Genomic DNA, 14,412 nt, shown 5'->3' with positions numbered 1-14,412 from the left:
CCGCATCGCTCCTTTCCGCTCCTCCGGCCGAGGAAGCGCGGACGACCGCCGCGACGCTGAGACGCCGCTCGAAAGAGAACCCCCGTCGCCGGCCACTCTCCTATGACAACGGACCCGTTATGAGCGAAGCGCTCTCTTACGACAGAGACAGCCAGCCCGAGAAGACCAGCCCCGCTGGCACCTACGCCGCGTTGCTCGGTAGCAGGGACGCCATCGCAGTCGATCGGCAGGCTGCCGACGAACTCACTGCGATAGCGCCTCAGGCCAGAGCCGTGGCCAGAGCAAACTATGAGTTCTCTGGCCGCGCCGCGGCTGAGGCGGTCAAGGAGTTGCTTCCCCGTGCTCACCCGGCTCTGATCCGCGTGCTGAACATCGGGTGCGGCATCACCACGGATGTGCCGTTGGCGTCGGTGGAGGATCAGGTCCACCACGTGGATAAGAGCGCGCTTGTCGTAGGGATCGACAACGACCCGAAGGTCCTCGCGCACACTCGCGCCCAACCGGGCTACGGCGGTGTCCTGCCAGGCGATGTCCGCGATGTCGACGCACTGTTCACCGATCCCGCCCTGCGCGAGTTGATCGACCTGGACGAGCCCATGGTCGTGGTGCTCGCCGCCGTGCTGCATTTCGTGCCTAACGCGGCACGCGTCATGCAGGACCTGCGGAACTGGTTGACGCCCGGGAGTTTCGTGGTGCTGTCGCACGCGACGACCACCGCGACGGCGCAGGACCGGGTCGAGGACATGACCGAGGTCTATGAGCGGCAGGCGACCGACCCGATCTTCTTTCGATCGGAAGAGGAGATCCGGGCACTGGTCAGGGGATGGCGGATCACCAAGCACGGACTGCGGGACGTAGCCGTTTGGGGGCGCCCCGAAGCCCGCGCCTGCCAGGGCGAGCAGAGCGTCCGTGTTGTCGGCTTAGTGGCCGAGCTGACCGGGCTGTCCGAGGGCGGCGCCCGGTGACGGCCTCCAGCTTCACTCGGGCGCCGTTCTCGCCCCGGGTCGAGATCGACAGCGGCGTTCCGCAGTGGGACCGGGTGTGGAACTACCTGCTGCACGGCAAGGACTGCTACGCCATCGACCGTGAGGCCGGCGATGTCCTCATGGGCGTCTATCCGCAGGTCTCCGACATGCTGCGGCAGGCCCGGTACGCACAGGTCCGAGCCATCCAGCATCTGGTCCGCGATGCCGGGATCCGGCAGGTCCTGCAAATCCGGCCGGGCCTGCCGGGCGTCGACAACACCCATGAGGTCGCCCAGCGCGCCGCCCCGGACTGCCGGGTCGTGTACGTCGAAAGCGACCCGCTCGTCTTCGTCCACGCTCGGGCGCTGCTCACCGGCGCGTCGGTCGGCTCGGTCGGCCACGTGCAGGCCGACGTCCGCGACGCCGAGACGGTATGGGCCGGGGCGAGCCGCTGGCTGGACCTGACCCGTCCGGTCGCGGTCCTGGCAGGCGGGCTGGAGTATCTGCCCGACGAGCAGGCGGCCGCGGTCGTCCCCCGCCTGCTCGCGCCGCTGGTAGCGGGCAGCTATCTGGTCGTCAGCCATCCGACGGCCGAGCATGGCGGGGCCGGTTGGCAGGCTGGCGCCGACGAGGTCGCGGCGCTGGGCGCCGAGCCCGTGCAGGCCCGCTCCCTCCCGCAGGTGCGAGCGTTCTTCTCCGGGCTGGATCTGCTGGAGCCTGGGTTGGTGACGTGTGCGTGGTGGCACCCGGACCTCACCAGCCCCTGGGCCCCCATCACGACGCCGCAGTACATGGGTGTCGGACGTGTCAGGGAGTCCGCCGGGGATCGGCAGGGCCGCGTATGACCGACACGCTGATCGACACTAGCGTTCCCCATGCGGCGCGTGTCTGGAATTTCTGGCTGGGCGGCAAGGACAACTATCCGGTGGACCGCCAGGCCGGCGCCCAGTACCAGGAGACGTTTCCCGACATCGTGGATCTGGCCCGCGGGGTGCGGGAGTTCTTGTCGCGGGCGGTGCAGTTCCTGGCCGGTGAGGCCGGGATCGGGCAGTTCCTGGACATCGGTGTCGGGCTGCCCGCGGTCGACAACACCCACGAGGTCGCTCAGCGAGTCAACCCGCAGGCCCGAATCGTCTATGTCGACAACGATCTGTTCGTGCTGTCGCACGCCCGTGCGCTGCTGACCTCCCGCCCGGAGGGCGAGGTCGCCTATATCGAGGGCGATGTCGAGGACCCGGACGGCATCGTGGAGAAGGCGCGCTGGGAGTTGGACTTCTACGAGCCGGTCGCGGTGCTGCTGATGCATGTGCTCGGCGGCGTTCCCGACCTGCTCGACGCGCGCCTGATCGTGCAGAGGCTGGCGGCCGCGCTCCCCAAGGGCAGCTGCATCGCGATCAGCGACGAGACCGGCACCGACGACCGGCACGTTCAGGCGGCCCGGCAGTACGGGGACACCGGCGCGGCCAGGTACGTGCTGCGCTCACCGCAGGAGTTCGGCGAGCTGTTCGAGGGGCTGGAGTTGGTGGAGCCCGGCCTGGTGACACCGACGCGGTGGCGCCCGCAGCCCTCCCCCTTCGCCCTGTCGTCCGCCGTTGACGACGCCCTCTGCGCGGTGGCGGTGGTCACCGAATGAGGCACTGCGGGCTGGCGTGCAACAACGACGAGGCGGGAGTGGCCCATGTCTGATCTCGATGACCGCGGTGAGGTCTCCGTCGTTTCTCCTGCGGCCGTGCGCGGCGCCGGTGTCCCCGCTTGGGCGGGGGAGGTCCGGTGTGTCGCGGTCGACTACGGAGGGGTCTTGGACCTGCCCGTTCAGCCGGACGACGGCGCATCAACGCCCGGCCTGGGCTATGAGGGGTTCCTGGCCGCCAACCTCGGCGCTGATGCGCGCCGGCTGGATGCGCGCCGGTCGGATTCGTCGCCGGTCGATCCCGCGGCCGCCGAGGCGGTGCGTGCGCTGGTCCGGAACGGGTTGGCGGTGCTGGTGGCCTCCAATACCCTGCCGGATCGCCTCTGCGACAGACGGTTGGACCAGGCCGGGATACGCGGGCTGCTGTTGGCGGTCATCCAGAGCCACGTGATCGGGGTGCGCAAGCCCGATCCCGAGTTCTTCGCCACGATCGCCGAGGTCGCCGACGCGGCGCCCCGGCACTGCTGCTACGTCGGCAACCGGATCGAGACCGACATCGTGCCGGCGTTGGCGGCGGGGATGCGGGCGGTGCTGATCGCCGGGCCCGCCGACCGGGGCGCGTTGGAGGAGCAGGTTCCTACGAGGGTTCCGGTGCTGGGGCATCTGCGTGAGCTGCCGGCGCTGCTCGGCCGTCGCCCGAGGGGCGAGCGGTGAACGCGGGCGCCGTCGTCACCGTCGCGACGCTCAACCTTCAGGACGGCGAACGCCTGGACCTGGTGCCGCAGTTGCTGAAGAGCATCGGACGGCCGGTCGACATTCTGGCGTTGCAGGAGGCCAAGGGCTGGGATGGGGACGGGCAGGCCCGCCGGTTCCAGGCCGAGGAGGCGTTGCGGCCGTCGGGGCTGGACCGCAGCTTCCTGACCCCCAGCACCTCCGGCACCTTGCACCAGATGGTGTTCGTGCGGTCGGCGCGGTGCCGCCCGGTGCGGCACTGGACGCCCGGCCTGCCCGATGTGTTCCACGACCAGGTCGGCTGGCTGGAGCTTGAGGTGTGCGGCCATCTGGTGGCGGTGCGCAGTGTGCAGTGGCCGCACTGGTCCGGGGATGCCCGGCTGGAGGCGGCCCTGAAACTCACCCGGTACGCCGGCCCGGGCACCCCGGCCATCGTCTTGGGCGACGCCAACTCCTCGTGGCCCGACTGCCGGGGCGGGCCGTCCTGGTGGCCGTGGCGTCCGCGGCGGCACCGCGAGTTCGAGCCGGACTGGTCCAAGCGCCCGCCGCACAAGCGGCTGCACAAGTCGCTGCCTCCGGGGGCGCGGCCGCGCGGCGGGCGGTTGGTGTCGGATCGGCGCGCGTTGCGTGTGCTGGCCGAGGCCGGCTTCGTCAGCGCGGGGTGCCTGGCCGGTGACATGACCCCGACCGTGAACGGCGGGGTTGATAACGGCCAGGGCCAGCGGATCGACCACATCGCCTTCAGCCGGGCCCTGTCCGGCGCCGTGCTGCCCGACACCTACAAGGTGGAGGTCTCCGACGTCGGTGACCGGGCCAGTGATCACCGCCTGGTGTCGGTGTCCTTCGCCCCGGGCCGCATAGGTGGAGCACGAGGCGCCGGGGACGACCATGAGCACGGCGGCCGTCGGCGCGGGGGTCGGGCATGAGCGCGCGGCCGACCACCGGCCCCCCGCCCGGAAACGTGCACAAGAAGGTGCCCCGGGAGGTGCCCGGGGACGTGCACGAGGACTTCCGCCGGTTCTACCTGGGGATCACCGCTCTGAACATGGCCGACGCATCGGCGGGCCGTGGACCCGGGGAGTTGCTCGGTGAGCTGCTGCGCCGCCACGAGGCCGAGGTGGTGGTCGTGGTCGCCTTCCCGTGTGCCCGGAGTCTGCTCGGGGTGCTGGCGCAGGAGACCGGGGAGAGCCGGTCCGCCGCGCTCGCCACGCTGATGGGCGCCTTCCGCTCCGCGCCCAAGATCTTCGACCGCCGCGCATGGGAAGTGCTGCCGCGGTTGCTGCTGCTGGCGCCGCCTCCGCCGCCCGACCCGCAGATTGCCCCCGGCGATCTGATCCAGGCGCTGGGGATCATCTGCGGCTGCGCGACCATACGTCTGGCCGGGGTGCGCAAGAACCACCCCTTCGCCTCACCGCGAGGGGATGCCGATGAGCGGTGACGATCTGCCCGGGCTGGAGCCCCTGGGCCGGCTGCTGCTGCAGCTGAAGATCCGGAGCTCGCGGGTGACCGGAGTGATGCGGGCGCAGTTCACGCCGGCCCGCTCCGCGAACCCCGCGGCGAATTCTGTCGCGGACCCTGCGGCGAACCTCTCGCCGGGTCACGCGGATCTCCCGGCGGGGGCCGCGGTGCAGGCGACGTCCGAACACCTCCCCCGGCTCGGGGCGGCGCGGCCCGCCGTGGTGTTGACCGTCGTCGTCGACGGTGAACCGGTCTCGCAGATCGGATGGTGCGGCGGTGGCTTTTTCTGGCTCGACGGCCTGGACGAGGGAGCTCTGGCCGGGGCGAGTGTGGCACAGGCAGCCGAGCAGATCCTCCACGTCGCGGGCGTCACCGGTCTCGCGCCGGTGGCGTCCCCGCCGCCACCCCCGCCGCCGGTGGAGGGCGCGTCGGCGCGGTTGGAGTTCGAGGCGGCCGAGCTGTGCCGCGGCTACGCCTGCCGCGGCGGCCAGGACGGCGCGGCCCTGGCCGCAGTGGACCGGCTACTGGCGCGGCATGGGCTGGAGCAGGTCGCCGGTCACCTGACCCGCGAGATCGCCGCGCTGGTCAAGCAGTTGGCGCAGGCGCACGGCCGAGGCCACACCCGCGCCGCGCTGTCGGCGCACCTGCACGCGGTCTGCGGCCAGGACGAGCTGGGCCTGCGCGCGCCGCTGCACCGGCAACTACGCCGTCTTCCGGTCGAGGACGTCCCGCCCGACCTGCACCCCGAGTTCGTCTTGAGGCTGGTGGCCTTGTGCGTTCAGTTGCGCGACGACTGGTACGGCACTCCGCCCCCGGCTCCGGACTAGCCGCCCCGGCGGCCCGCTACCCCGGCCGTCCGACCCCCCGTCCATCCCGCCGTACCCGAAGGCGATCATGACCACGCCCCTGCAGCGCCCCACCCGACCGTCACGGCACAGGCCGTCTCCCGGCTCCCCGCCGGCACCGGTTCCGTCTCCGGCTTCGTGGCCGCGATCACGCCCGCTGCCGCCCGACGCCGATCCGGCGCCGCGCTGGGTGGGGTGGGCGGCGAGCGGCTGCGGCGCGCTGCTGGTCGTGCACGCCGTCGCGGCGCCGCTGCTGACCGGCGGGTTGAAGCCGGCCGCGGCACTGGTCGCTGTGGCCGGGGCAGGGGCCGCGCTGGGGGCGTCGGTGTGGATGTGGCGCCGAGTCCGCGCCACCGAACAAGCCCACGTCCTGGCCGAAGAAGAGTCGACCGAGGCGTGGCGAGAACTCGCGGCGGCACGGTCCGAGCTCGAACAGTTGAAGTGGACCAGCGCGCAGGCCGGGCAAGCGGCCGAGCAGCGTCACCTTCAGATGGCGCGGGCACTGGATGCCGTCCGGTCGGCGCTGTCCCACCTGGTCGAGCGGCAACTGCCGGTGCTCGCCGAGGGGACGCAGGCGGAATTGACCCTGCCGGCCGACGCGACGCCCGGCGTGCTGGCCCCTGACACCGCGGTGTTGCTTGAGCGGCTGGTGGCGGAGGTCGGTGCGCTGGCGCAGCGGCGGCACCGCGAGCTGGGGTCGATGCGGCAGACGCAGATCGCGCTGGCGCGGCGGCTGCAGGCCTCCGCTCTGGAGATCGCCGGTCAGGCGCAGCAGATGGTGCGGGAGATGCCCGAGGATCCGGTGGCCCTGCGGGTCAGCGCGCGCGTCGAGCACGCGGCGGCGCAGCAGGCCCGCTACGCCCAGAGCGTGGTGACGCTGGCCGGGGAATGGCCGGGCCAGCAGTGGCAGAACGACGAACCGCTGGTGGAGGTGGTCCGCGCGGCCTCGGGCCGGATGACTGCCTTCGACCGGGTCCAAGTCGCCGGCGACCGGGAGGTCGCGGTGGCGTCGCCGATCGTCGAGACGGTCATCCACCTGATCGCCGAGCTGCTGGCCAACGCCGCGCAGTCGTCCCCGCCGACCACCGCGGTCCAGGTCCAAGTCTACCGAGTCCAGCGCGGTGCCGTCGTCGAGATCGACGACGCCGGTCTGGGATTGCGCGACAACGAGCTGTCTGCTCTGCGGCAGGTCGCCGCCGGGCAGCGGCCGGTCCGGCTGGAGGATATGGGCGCGGTGCCGCAGACCGGGCTCGCGGTCGTGGGCCGGTACGCCCGCCGCCACAACATCGGCGTGGATTTGGCCGCATCACCCTACGGCGGGGTCCGCGCGATCGTGCTGATCCCGCAGAATCTGGTCACCACCGTCCCCCTGGCCATCCCGCCGTTCCCCCACCCCAACCAGCCGTACGGCGACACCGACCCCTCCGCGAGCACCCTCTCCGGCAGCGCCCCCTCCGGCAGCGCGCCGTTCCGCGGCACGGGAGCGTCTCTCGGCGGCGGCGCGGGCTCCGGCCCCGACGGCGCAGCCGGTACCGAGCGCTGGTCGGCCGCACCGTCGGCCGCGCCGTCGGCCGGGGCGGGCCCGACGGAGGGCTTCCCGCAGCGTCGTCGGCACCGCCGCGGCGATCCCACACCGAGCACTCCGGGCGTTCCGAGTGCTGCGCGCGGACCGGCTCACGCACCCGCACCCGGCGCGGCCGAAGCGGGCGGGGCGTCGGCGAGCGCAGTCCCGCCGGCCGATCCCGCCGCGGAAGCGGCGTGGATAGACGCCTACTGGAACGCGGTACCGCTCACCGGCCCCGCCAGCACCGACAGCGCCGACTCCGGCGGCTCGGCGATCCCGGACGCGCCGGGCGGCACGGCCGCCGACACCGACCTCCGGCCGGGCACCGGGCCCGGCCACGACCCCAAGGACGAGCAGCGATGACAGACGACCAGAACTGGATCCTCGCGGACCTGCTGCGGTTGCCCGGAGTGCGTCACGTGCTCGTGGCCACCGCCGACGGCCTGGTCAAGCACCGGTCCGATGGCATGGACGACGCCGTCTCCGCCCGGCTCGCGGCCGTGTGCGCCGGGCTGAACAGCCTGGCCGAAGGGATCGCCCGCGACTTCAGCGACACCAGCGATCCCGGCATGCGGCGGTCCTCGATGGAACTGCCGGGCGCGGTGCTGTTCACCCGCCGCGCGGCGGGCGGCTCGCACCTGGCGGTCGTCGCCGATCCCGCCGCCCTGGACCCCGGACTCATCGCCCAGCAGATGAGCAGCCTGATCAACAAGATCGGTGAGACCAACCTGGCCACCCCGGCGCGTGACACCGCCGGACCCTCCTCGGCCACCGGCTACCTGGGCGGCCGCCACGCCGCCGCGAGCGGCGCCGCAAGCGCCGCTGGCGGCGGGACGGGAGCCGGTGGCGGGGCCGCCGGTGGTGGGGTCGGCGCGATGGGCGCCCCATGAGCGGCCTCGATGACAGCCCCCCGCCGGCGGAACCCGTTCACCTGGTGCCGGTCTACGTCGTCACCGGCGGACGGACGACACCGACCCGCAACACCCTGCAGCCCGAAACGCTGCTGCGCACCGTCACCGACCGCCCATCGGCCGGACCGTCGGCACCGGCCGGCGCCAACACGGCAGACCCCGGTGCGCTGGACCCCGATGCGTTGGACTCCGGCGAGCGAGCACCGGGCCCGTCATCGCCCCGCCCGCCACTGGCCGGCTCGGCGTTGACGGGCTCGGCGTTGACGGGCTCGGCATTTTCGCCGCTGTCGGCTTCGCCGCCGGGGCGGGGGCTGCCGGTGACCGCGTCGCGGGAGCAGATCGCGTTGCTGGTCCTGTGCCAGCGGCAGTTGTCGGTGGCCGAGGTCGCGGCGCGCCTGCAGCGGCCGGTCAGCGTCGTGACGGTGCTGGCCGCGGACCTGATCGACAGCGGCCTGCTGCGTTTCCGCAGCCCAGTGACGGTCGACCGACGGATTCTGGAGGAGATCCTCGATGGCCTCCGCGCCCTTTGACCCCGCGCCGGACCAGACGGCGCGAGCCAGCGCGGCCCCTGCCGGTTCGGCGCTCGTCCCGGCGCCCGCCGCGCCCCCCAACCCACTGCCCGATCCGCTGTCCGGGCCGCTGTCCGGGCCGGTGTTCGATGCGCTGCCCGATTCGGTGGAGCGGTCGGTGAAGATCCTGGTGGTCGGCGGGTTCGGGGTGGGCAAGACCACCTTGATCGGGTCGGTCAGCGAGATCGCGCCGCTGCGCACCGAGGAAGCGCTCACCACCGCCTCCGTCGGAGTCGACGACCTGGCCCAGCTCGAACACAAGACGGCCACCACCGTGGCGCTGGACTTCGGCCGGATCACCATCTCTCCCCGGATGGTGTTGTTCATGTTCGGCACGCCCGGCCAGCAGCGGTTCTGGCAGTTGTGGCAGGGCCTGGTGCCCGGCGCGGTGGGAGCGCTGGTGCTGGTCGACGCCCGCCGCATCGACGTCTCGTTCGCCGCGCTCGACCAGATGGAGGAACACCACCCCGACCTGCCGCTGGTGGTGGTGGTCAACCACTTCCCCGACACCCCGCCCTTCGACCACGGTGACCTGCGCGCCGCGCTGGACCTGCGCGAGGACACCCCCCTGATCGACGCCGACGCCCGCGACCGCGCCTCCAGCCTCAGCGCCCTGATCGCGCTGGTCGAGTACGTCCACCGGCTGGCGCCCGCGCACTCCCCTCCGACGCCCGCACCGCCCGGCAGCGCTCCGTTCACGACAACCTCCACGCCAAGGCAGATCTGATGAGCGACTTCCACCTGCAGCAGGCCGCCCTACCGGACACCCTGCCGGGCGCGGTGCCGGGCGCGGTGCCGGGCGCGGTGTCGGCGCCGGGGCGACGGCTGGCGGAGCTGACCGGGCTGACACCGCTGGCCGCCACGACCGCCTGCCCGGAGCCCGCCGACGTCTACGCGCACCTGCGTGCCCGGTTCGGGCCCATCGCGCCGGTCGAGCTCACCCCGGCCGACCCGCAGCGGCAGCGCACCGCGATCAACGCCTGGCTGGTCCTGGACTACGACCACATCCTGCAGGTGACCCGCCGCGAGCAGCTCTACTCCCGCAACCCCGCGAACTGGCGGGCGCTGGCCGAAGGCCTGGTGCCGCCCGACTCGCCGCTGCTACCGATGATGGGGCCCCGCGACAACGGCTACTTCCGGGACGGCCACGAGCACCGCCGCCTCATCGACCCGATCACCGAGGCCCTCGACGGCATCGACCAGATCGCCATGCTCGACGCCGTCCGCGCCCGCTGCCAGCAGCTCATCGCCGGCTTCGCCAGCAACGGTAAGGCCGACCTGATGTCGGGATACGCCGCACCGATCCCGATGCTGGCCGTCACCGACCTGTTCGGGCTCAGCCCCGCCGACAACACCGCACTGCAGCGGGCGATCACCGCGCTGATCGGCTCCGGCGCCGACTCCCAGGACGGCGACCGCGCCCTCAACGCCCTGCTCACCCGCATCATCAACGCCCGCCGCGCCGCCCCCGCCAACGACCTGACCACCCGATTCCTGCACCACCCCGACCTGCACACCGACTACGAGGTCCAGCAGAGCATGGTGATCACCGTGGTCGCCGGGTGGGAGACCACCACCAACTGGATCACCCAGACCCTGCGGCACATGCTCACCGACCCCCGCTTCGCCGGGCAACTGCGGCACGGACGCCTCGGCGTCGACGACGCCCTGGACGAAATGCTGTGGGCCAACCCCCCGATGGCCAACATGCCCGCCCGCTACGCCCTGGACGACCACGAACTCGGCGGCCACCTCATCACCCGCGGCGACCCCCTCATCCTGGGACTGGCCGCCGCCAACCACGACCCCCGCGCCCGCACCGGCAACCCCCGCCTGGACACCGGCAACCGCGCCCACCTGGCCTTCAGCGCCGGACACCACGCCTGCCCCGCCAAGATCCCCGCCCGGCTCATCGCCCGTACCGCCGTCGACACCGCCCTGCGGCTCCTGCCCGCCATGCAGCTGGCGATCCCCCCAGAAGACATCCCCTACGAGCCCTCCCCCTGGGCCCGCCGCCCCGCCGTCCTGCCCGTCCGCTTCTCCACCCCGCCCCGCACCTGACCAGCGCCAGCACCCGATCCGGCCCCCCGCCGCACCCCCATCAGTTCCCGACCTCGGGAGGAAACCGATGACCCCTCACCCCAGCCGCCCCGACACCCGGCCCGACCAGCAGTCCGACCAGCAGCCCGAGGTCCGCTCCGGCGGCGCGGAGCCGGCGGTCCCGATCGTGTCCATCGACCCCGACGGCGCCGACCCGCACGGCGAGATGGCCCGGCTCCGCGCCGCCGGACCGGTCGTGCGGACCGTGCTGCCCGGCCTGCCCGACACCGTCCACGCCTGGGCGGTCACCCGCCACGACCTCCTCGGCCGGCTCAGCCGCCACCCCGACATCTCCCGGGTCGCGCACCGGCACTGGGCCGCCTACCGCGACGGGCTGGTCCCCGACGACTGGCCGCTGGCCGGCATGTTCATCGGCCTGACCAACATGTTCTTCCTCGACGACCCCGAGCACCGCCGCCTCCGCCAGATGATCAGCCGGGTGTTCACCGCCCGCCGGGTCGAGGAGATGGCCGGCGACATCACCCGCATCGTCCACGACGCCCTGGACGCCCTGCCCGACCACCGCAGCCCCGGCACGGAGGGCGTGGAGGGCGCCGTCGACCTGCGCGCGCACTACGCCTACACCATCCCCATGGGCGTGATCTGCCGGCTGCTCGGCATCCCCGACCCGATGCGGCCCCGCATGCGCGCCCTGGTCGACGCCCTGATGCGCACCGGCGACAAGACCGCAAAGGACGCCGCCGACGTCGAGACCGGCCGCTTGGAGCTGCTGGGTGAACTGGTCGAGCGGCGCCGGTCACGGCCCGGCGCCGACCTGACCAGCGCCCTGATCGGCGTCCGCGACGACGACGGCGACGCCCTGACGCACCGGCAGCTGATCGACACGCTCTGGCTGCTGGTGGTCGCCGGCCACGAGACCACCTTCACCCTGATCACCAACGCGGTCCGCGCCCTGCTCGCCCACCCCGACCAGCTCGCCCACGCCAAGACCCTCCCGCCCGAAGGCTGGAGCGCCGTGGTCGAGGAGACCCTGCGCTACGACGGCGTGATCAACTACCTGGTCGCCGGATACACCAAGGCCGCCGTCCCGATCGGCGGCACCACCATCCCGCCCGGCCAGCTCCTGATCGGCCTGTACGGGGGCGTCGGCCGCGACCCCGACGTCCACGGCCCCACCGCCGACCGCTTCGACATCACCCGCGCCAACACCCAGCACCTGGCCTTCGGCGTCGGCGCCCACTACTGCCTCGGCGCGCCCCTGGCCCGCCTCGAAGCCCGCATCGCCCTGCACGCACTGTTCGACCGCCACCCCGACCTGACGCTCGCCGTCCCCGACGACGACCTCACTCAGGTCCCCTCGATGTTCACCAACTGCCCGACCGACCTGCCGGTCCACCTCGACGGCGCACCACCCAGGTGACACCAGCCGCCTCGGGCGGCCACCCGGCGACTCCGCTCCGGCGGCCGCCCGACGCGGCTCCCCCTCCCTACCAGCCCGCTCACCCCTTCGACCAGGCAGAAGACCCATGCTGATCTCACGCGCACCCGGCCCCATTCCGGTCGGCCCCGTGCCGGTCGGCCCTGGCGTGGTGACCGCGGCGGCCAGCGGCCTCGCCCGGCAGCCCCGGTCCCTTCAGACCGGGCCGCGGGTTCACCCGCGCCCCGGCCGGGTCGCCGCGGCGGTACGCCGGGCGGCGGCCCCTGGGCGAGCACCCGAGCCCGAGCCCGGGTCGTGGGCGCCGTGAAGGGCACCGGCTCGTTCGACTGGCGGGAAGCCGAGAGGCAGCTGTCGGGTATTGATGCCGCGGTCCCGCACTCGGCCCGGATCTGGGGTTACTGGCTGAACGGGAAGGACAACTTCCGGGCCGACCAGGTGAGCGGCGAGCGGTTCCGGGCGATCTACCCAGCCATCGATGTCCTCGCCCGCGCCTGCGAGGAGTTCACCCTGCGCCTGGTGACCCGGCTCGCGCGCGCAGGGGTCCGCCAGTTCGTCGACGTCGGGGTCGGTCTGCCGCCCGGCACGCCCAGCCACACCGCGGCTCAGCAGGTGGTCGAGGACGCCCGGGTGGTCTATGTCGACAACGATCCGCTGGTGCTGGCCCACGCGCGGGCGTGGCTGCGGTCCGCGCCGGGCGGAGCCGTCGGCGTCATCGACGCCGACCTGACCGACCCCGACGCGCTGCTGGCCGCCGCCCGGGGCTGGCTGGACTTCGGCGAGCCGGTCGCGGTCCTGCTGATGTCGGTGCTGCGGCATATCCCGATCAGCGACCCCTGCGACTCCGCCGCCCGGCGCATCGTCTCCCGGTTGGCCGACGCGCTCACGCCCGGCGGCTACCTGGCGGTGTGCGACATCACCGCCGCCAGCACCGCCACCAGCACCGCCCTGACCAAAGCCGTGCAGGGCTACAACGCCACCGGCGCCGACCCCTGGTACCTGCGCACCCCCGCCCAGCTCACCCGCCTGCTCGCGGGCACCGGCATGGACCTGACCGAACCAGGCGTGGTGCCGATCCACCGATGGCACCCCCACCCCGGCCACAACCCGCCCGTCCACGCCTGGGGCGGCCTGGCCCGCACACCCACCACCAAGGAAACAACCCACCGATGACCCGCCCGCAGCAGTCCCCGCCGCCCGCACCCGACACGGCACCCGACACCGGACCCGACGCGGAACCCGCTGCGGAACCTGAGGGGGCCGAGTCCGGTCGGGAGGCGTCGAGCGCCGCGCCGACGGCGCCCGGCCGGGCCGGCACGGAGACCATCGATCCGGACACCGAGGTCGTCGAGTTCGCGACTCCTGTGCACGAGGCCCTCTACCGCGGGATCGCCTCCAAGCGAGCCGCAGGGCTCCGAATCATCGGGCTCTACGCCCTGGCAGCGGCGCTGCTCGGAGCAGGAATGCTGGTGCGCTCCACCGCGGGCCCGGCGTGGGCGGCGGGAGCCGCGCTCGTGGTCGGCAAACTCATGACACCGCAGATCCTCCGGCTCGTCACCCTGAAGGTCCGCCCGATCAAAAAGGTCCGCACGCTCGCCCCCCGTGCGACCTATGAACGCCGGCGACGTGCGGCGCCACAGCTTCCGCCGCAGGCGGCGGCGGTCATCGACAACGCCCGGGCTTTGGCGTCCGCCCGGTTCGGCACCGACGTGCCGGTCTACATCACCGAGCCCGACGCTCCGCCGCTCATGCGGATCGGCGCCGTCGTCTGCCTGTCGCCGCCGATGATCATCGTCGGCGACCGGTTGCTCGGCACCGTCGATCAGCTGCGGTGGGTGCTCGCCCACGAACTGCAGCACACCACCCGGCTGCAACGCCGGATCCACCTCCTGTGGGGAATGGCCATGACAGCGGGATGGATGCTGCTCGGTCTGCTCCTGGCACCCGCCGCGCTCTGGGTGGCCGTCCCGGTACTCGCCGCCGCGCTGATCGGCGTCGCCTGGGCGCGGGAACTCACCGCCGACACCGCCGCGGCAGGCACCGCCGGCGACGGCGCCGCCGCCTGGCACGCCGCGGTCCTCGACACCATGCGGCGCGCCCCCTGGTACCTGCGGATCGTGCGGACCTCCCCGATCCACCCGCCGGTCCGGATGCGCGCCTGCCTCACCAGCCGCATCGTCGACCGGAGGACGCGGTGAACCAGTGGCGGCGCAGATCCGCCGGTCGCCTCGCCCGGCGCACT

General features: G+C 73.1%; 15 protein-coding genes. All 15 read left to right on the top strand.

Translation table 11 applies throughout. The features are described from left to right. The first annotated feature begins 119 nt into the window (after nt 1-119). The 15 genes from J4709_RS28515 (at nt 120) to J4709_RS28445 (ending at nt 14,368) form a co-directional block, all read left to right on the top strand. A complete protein-coding gene (locus J4709_RS28515) occupies nt 120-965 on the top strand; it encodes an SAM-dependent methyltransferase (RefSeq protein WP_208244894.1) in 846 nt (281 codons plus the stop codon). Next, nucleotides 962-1,810: an SAM-dependent methyltransferase gene (locus J4709_RS28510; protein WP_208244893.1), complete on the top strand. Its 849-nt coding sequence runs from the start codon at nt 962-964 to the stop codon at nt 1,808-1,810. The genes J4709_RS28515 and J4709_RS28510 overlap by 4 nt, the downstream gene beginning before the upstream one ends. Then, nucleotides 1,807-2,598: an SAM-dependent methyltransferase gene (locus J4709_RS28505; protein ID WP_208244892.1), complete on the top strand. Its 792-nt coding sequence runs from the start codon at nt 1,807-1,809 to the stop codon at nt 2,596-2,598. Before J4709_RS28510 ends, J4709_RS28505 begins: the two co-directional genes overlap by 4 nt. A 45-nt stretch (nt 2,599-2,643) precedes the next feature. Then, nucleotides 2,644-3,309, top strand: coding sequence for an HAD family hydrolase (locus J4709_RS28500; RefSeq protein ID WP_208244891.1), 666 nt, complete (start codon nt 2,644-2,646; stop codon nt 3,307-3,309). Beyond that, nucleotides 3,306-4,253 (top strand): endonuclease/exonuclease/phosphatase family protein, encoded by a 948-nt coding sequence (locus tag J4709_RS28495; protein ID WP_208244890.1) that lies wholly within the window; start codon nt 3,306-3,308, stop codon nt 4,251-4,253. Before J4709_RS28500 ends, J4709_RS28495 begins: the two co-directional genes overlap by 4 nt. A gap of 71 nt (nt 4,254-4,324) precedes the next feature. Then, nucleotides 4,325-4,765 (top strand): hypothetical protein, encoded by a 441-nt coding sequence (locus J4709_RS28490; protein WP_208244889.1) that lies wholly within the window; start codon nt 4,325-4,327, stop codon nt 4,763-4,765. Further along, a complete protein-coding gene (locus J4709_RS28485; RefSeq protein WP_208244888.1) occupies nt 4,755-5,612 on the top strand; it encodes a hypothetical protein in 858 nt (285 codons plus the stop codon). Before J4709_RS28490 ends, J4709_RS28485 begins: the two co-directional genes overlap by 11 nt. Before the next feature lie 208 nt (nt 5,613-5,820). After that, nucleotides 5,821-7,557: an ATP-binding protein gene (locus J4709_RS28480; RefSeq protein WP_208244887.1), complete on the top strand. Its 1,737-nt coding sequence runs from the start codon at nt 5,821-5,823 to the stop codon at nt 7,555-7,557. Further along, complete coding sequence (locus J4709_RS28475) at nt 7,554-8,084, top strand: roadblock/LC7 domain-containing protein (protein ID WP_208244886.1); 531 nt, start codon at nt 7,554-7,556, stop codon at nt 8,082-8,084. The genes J4709_RS28480 and J4709_RS28475 overlap by 4 nt, the downstream gene beginning before the upstream one ends. Further along, a complete protein-coding gene (locus J4709_RS28470) occupies nt 8,081-8,635 on the top strand; it encodes a DUF742 domain-containing protein (RefSeq protein WP_208244885.1) in 555 nt (184 codons plus the stop codon). Before J4709_RS28475 ends, J4709_RS28470 begins: the two co-directional genes overlap by 4 nt. Further along, complete coding sequence (locus J4709_RS28465; protein WP_208244884.1) at nt 8,616-9,401, top strand: GTP-binding protein; 786 nt, start codon at nt 8,616-8,618, stop codon at nt 9,399-9,401. The genes J4709_RS28470 and J4709_RS28465 overlap by 20 nt, the downstream gene beginning before the upstream one ends. After that, nucleotides 9,401-10,735 carry a cytochrome P450 family protein gene (locus J4709_RS28460; RefSeq protein ID WP_232384188.1) on the top strand — a complete coding sequence of 445 codons (1,335 nt, stop codon included), beginning with the start codon at nt 9,401-9,403 and terminating at the stop codon, nt 10,733-10,735. The genes J4709_RS28465 and J4709_RS28460 overlap by 1 nt, the downstream gene beginning before the upstream one ends. Before the next feature lie 67 nt (nt 10,736-10,802). Then, nucleotides 10,803-12,155, top strand: a complete 1,353-nt coding sequence (locus J4709_RS28455) for a cytochrome P450 family protein (RefSeq protein ID WP_208244883.1) — start codon at nt 10,803-10,805, stop codon at nt 12,153-12,155. Nucleotides 12,156-12,467: 312 nt separating this feature from the next. Further along, complete coding sequence (locus tag J4709_RS28450) at nt 12,468-13,343, top strand: SAM-dependent methyltransferase (RefSeq protein WP_208244882.1); 876 nt, start codon at nt 12,468-12,470, stop codon at nt 13,341-13,343. Then, nucleotides 13,340-14,368 (top strand): M48 family metalloprotease, encoded by a 1,029-nt coding sequence (locus tag J4709_RS28445; RefSeq protein ID WP_208244881.1) that lies wholly within the window; start codon nt 13,340-13,342, stop codon nt 14,366-14,368. Before J4709_RS28450 ends, J4709_RS28445 begins: the two co-directional genes overlap by 4 nt. Nucleotides 14,369-14,412 lie beyond the last annotated feature (44 nt).

The sequence above is a fragment of the Actinomadura violacea genome, from assembly GCF_017573465.1.
Classification (GTDB): Bacteria; Actinomycetota; Actinomycetes; order Streptosporangiales; family Streptosporangiaceae; genus Spirillospora; species Spirillospora violacea.
Note: the sequence above shows the minus strand (reverse complement) of the source record. Positions and strands in the feature narration are given on the sequence as shown.

Coding starts and splice junctions, on each gene's coding strand:
- J4709_RS28515 (WP_208244894.1), top strand. CDS start 120: ATGAGCGAAGCGCTCTCTTACGACAGAGACAGCCAGCCCGAGAAGACC.
- J4709_RS28505 (WP_208244892.1), top strand. CDS start 1,807: ATGACCGACACGCTGATCGACACTAGCGTTCCCCATGCGGCGCGTGTC.
- J4709_RS28500 (WP_208244891.1), top strand. CDS start 2,644: ATGTCTGATCTCGATGACCGCGGTGAGGTCTCCGTCGTTTCTCCTGCG.
- J4709_RS28485 (WP_208244888.1), top strand. CDS start 4,755: ATGAGCGGTGACGATCTGCCCGGGCTGGAGCCCCTGGGCCGGCTGCTG.
- J4709_RS28475 (WP_208244886.1), top strand. CDS start 7,554: ATGACAGACGACCAGAACTGGATCCTCGCGGACCTGCTGCGGTTGCCC.
- J4709_RS28470 (WP_208244885.1), top strand. CDS start 8,081: ATGAGCGGCCTCGATGACAGCCCCCCGCCGGCGGAACCCGTTCACCTG.
- J4709_RS28465 (WP_208244884.1), top strand. CDS start 8,616: ATGGCCTCCGCGCCCTTTGACCCCGCGCCGGACCAGACGGCGCGAGCC.
- J4709_RS28460 (WP_232384188.1), top strand. CDS start 9,401: ATGAGCGACTTCCACCTGCAGCAGGCCGCCCTACCGGACACCCTGCCG.
- J4709_RS28455 (WP_208244883.1), top strand. CDS start 10,803: ATGACCCCTCACCCCAGCCGCCCCGACACCCGGCCCGACCAGCAGTCC.
- J4709_RS28445 (WP_208244881.1), top strand. CDS start 13,340: ATGACCCGCCCGCAGCAGTCCCCGCCGCCCGCACCCGACACGGCACCC.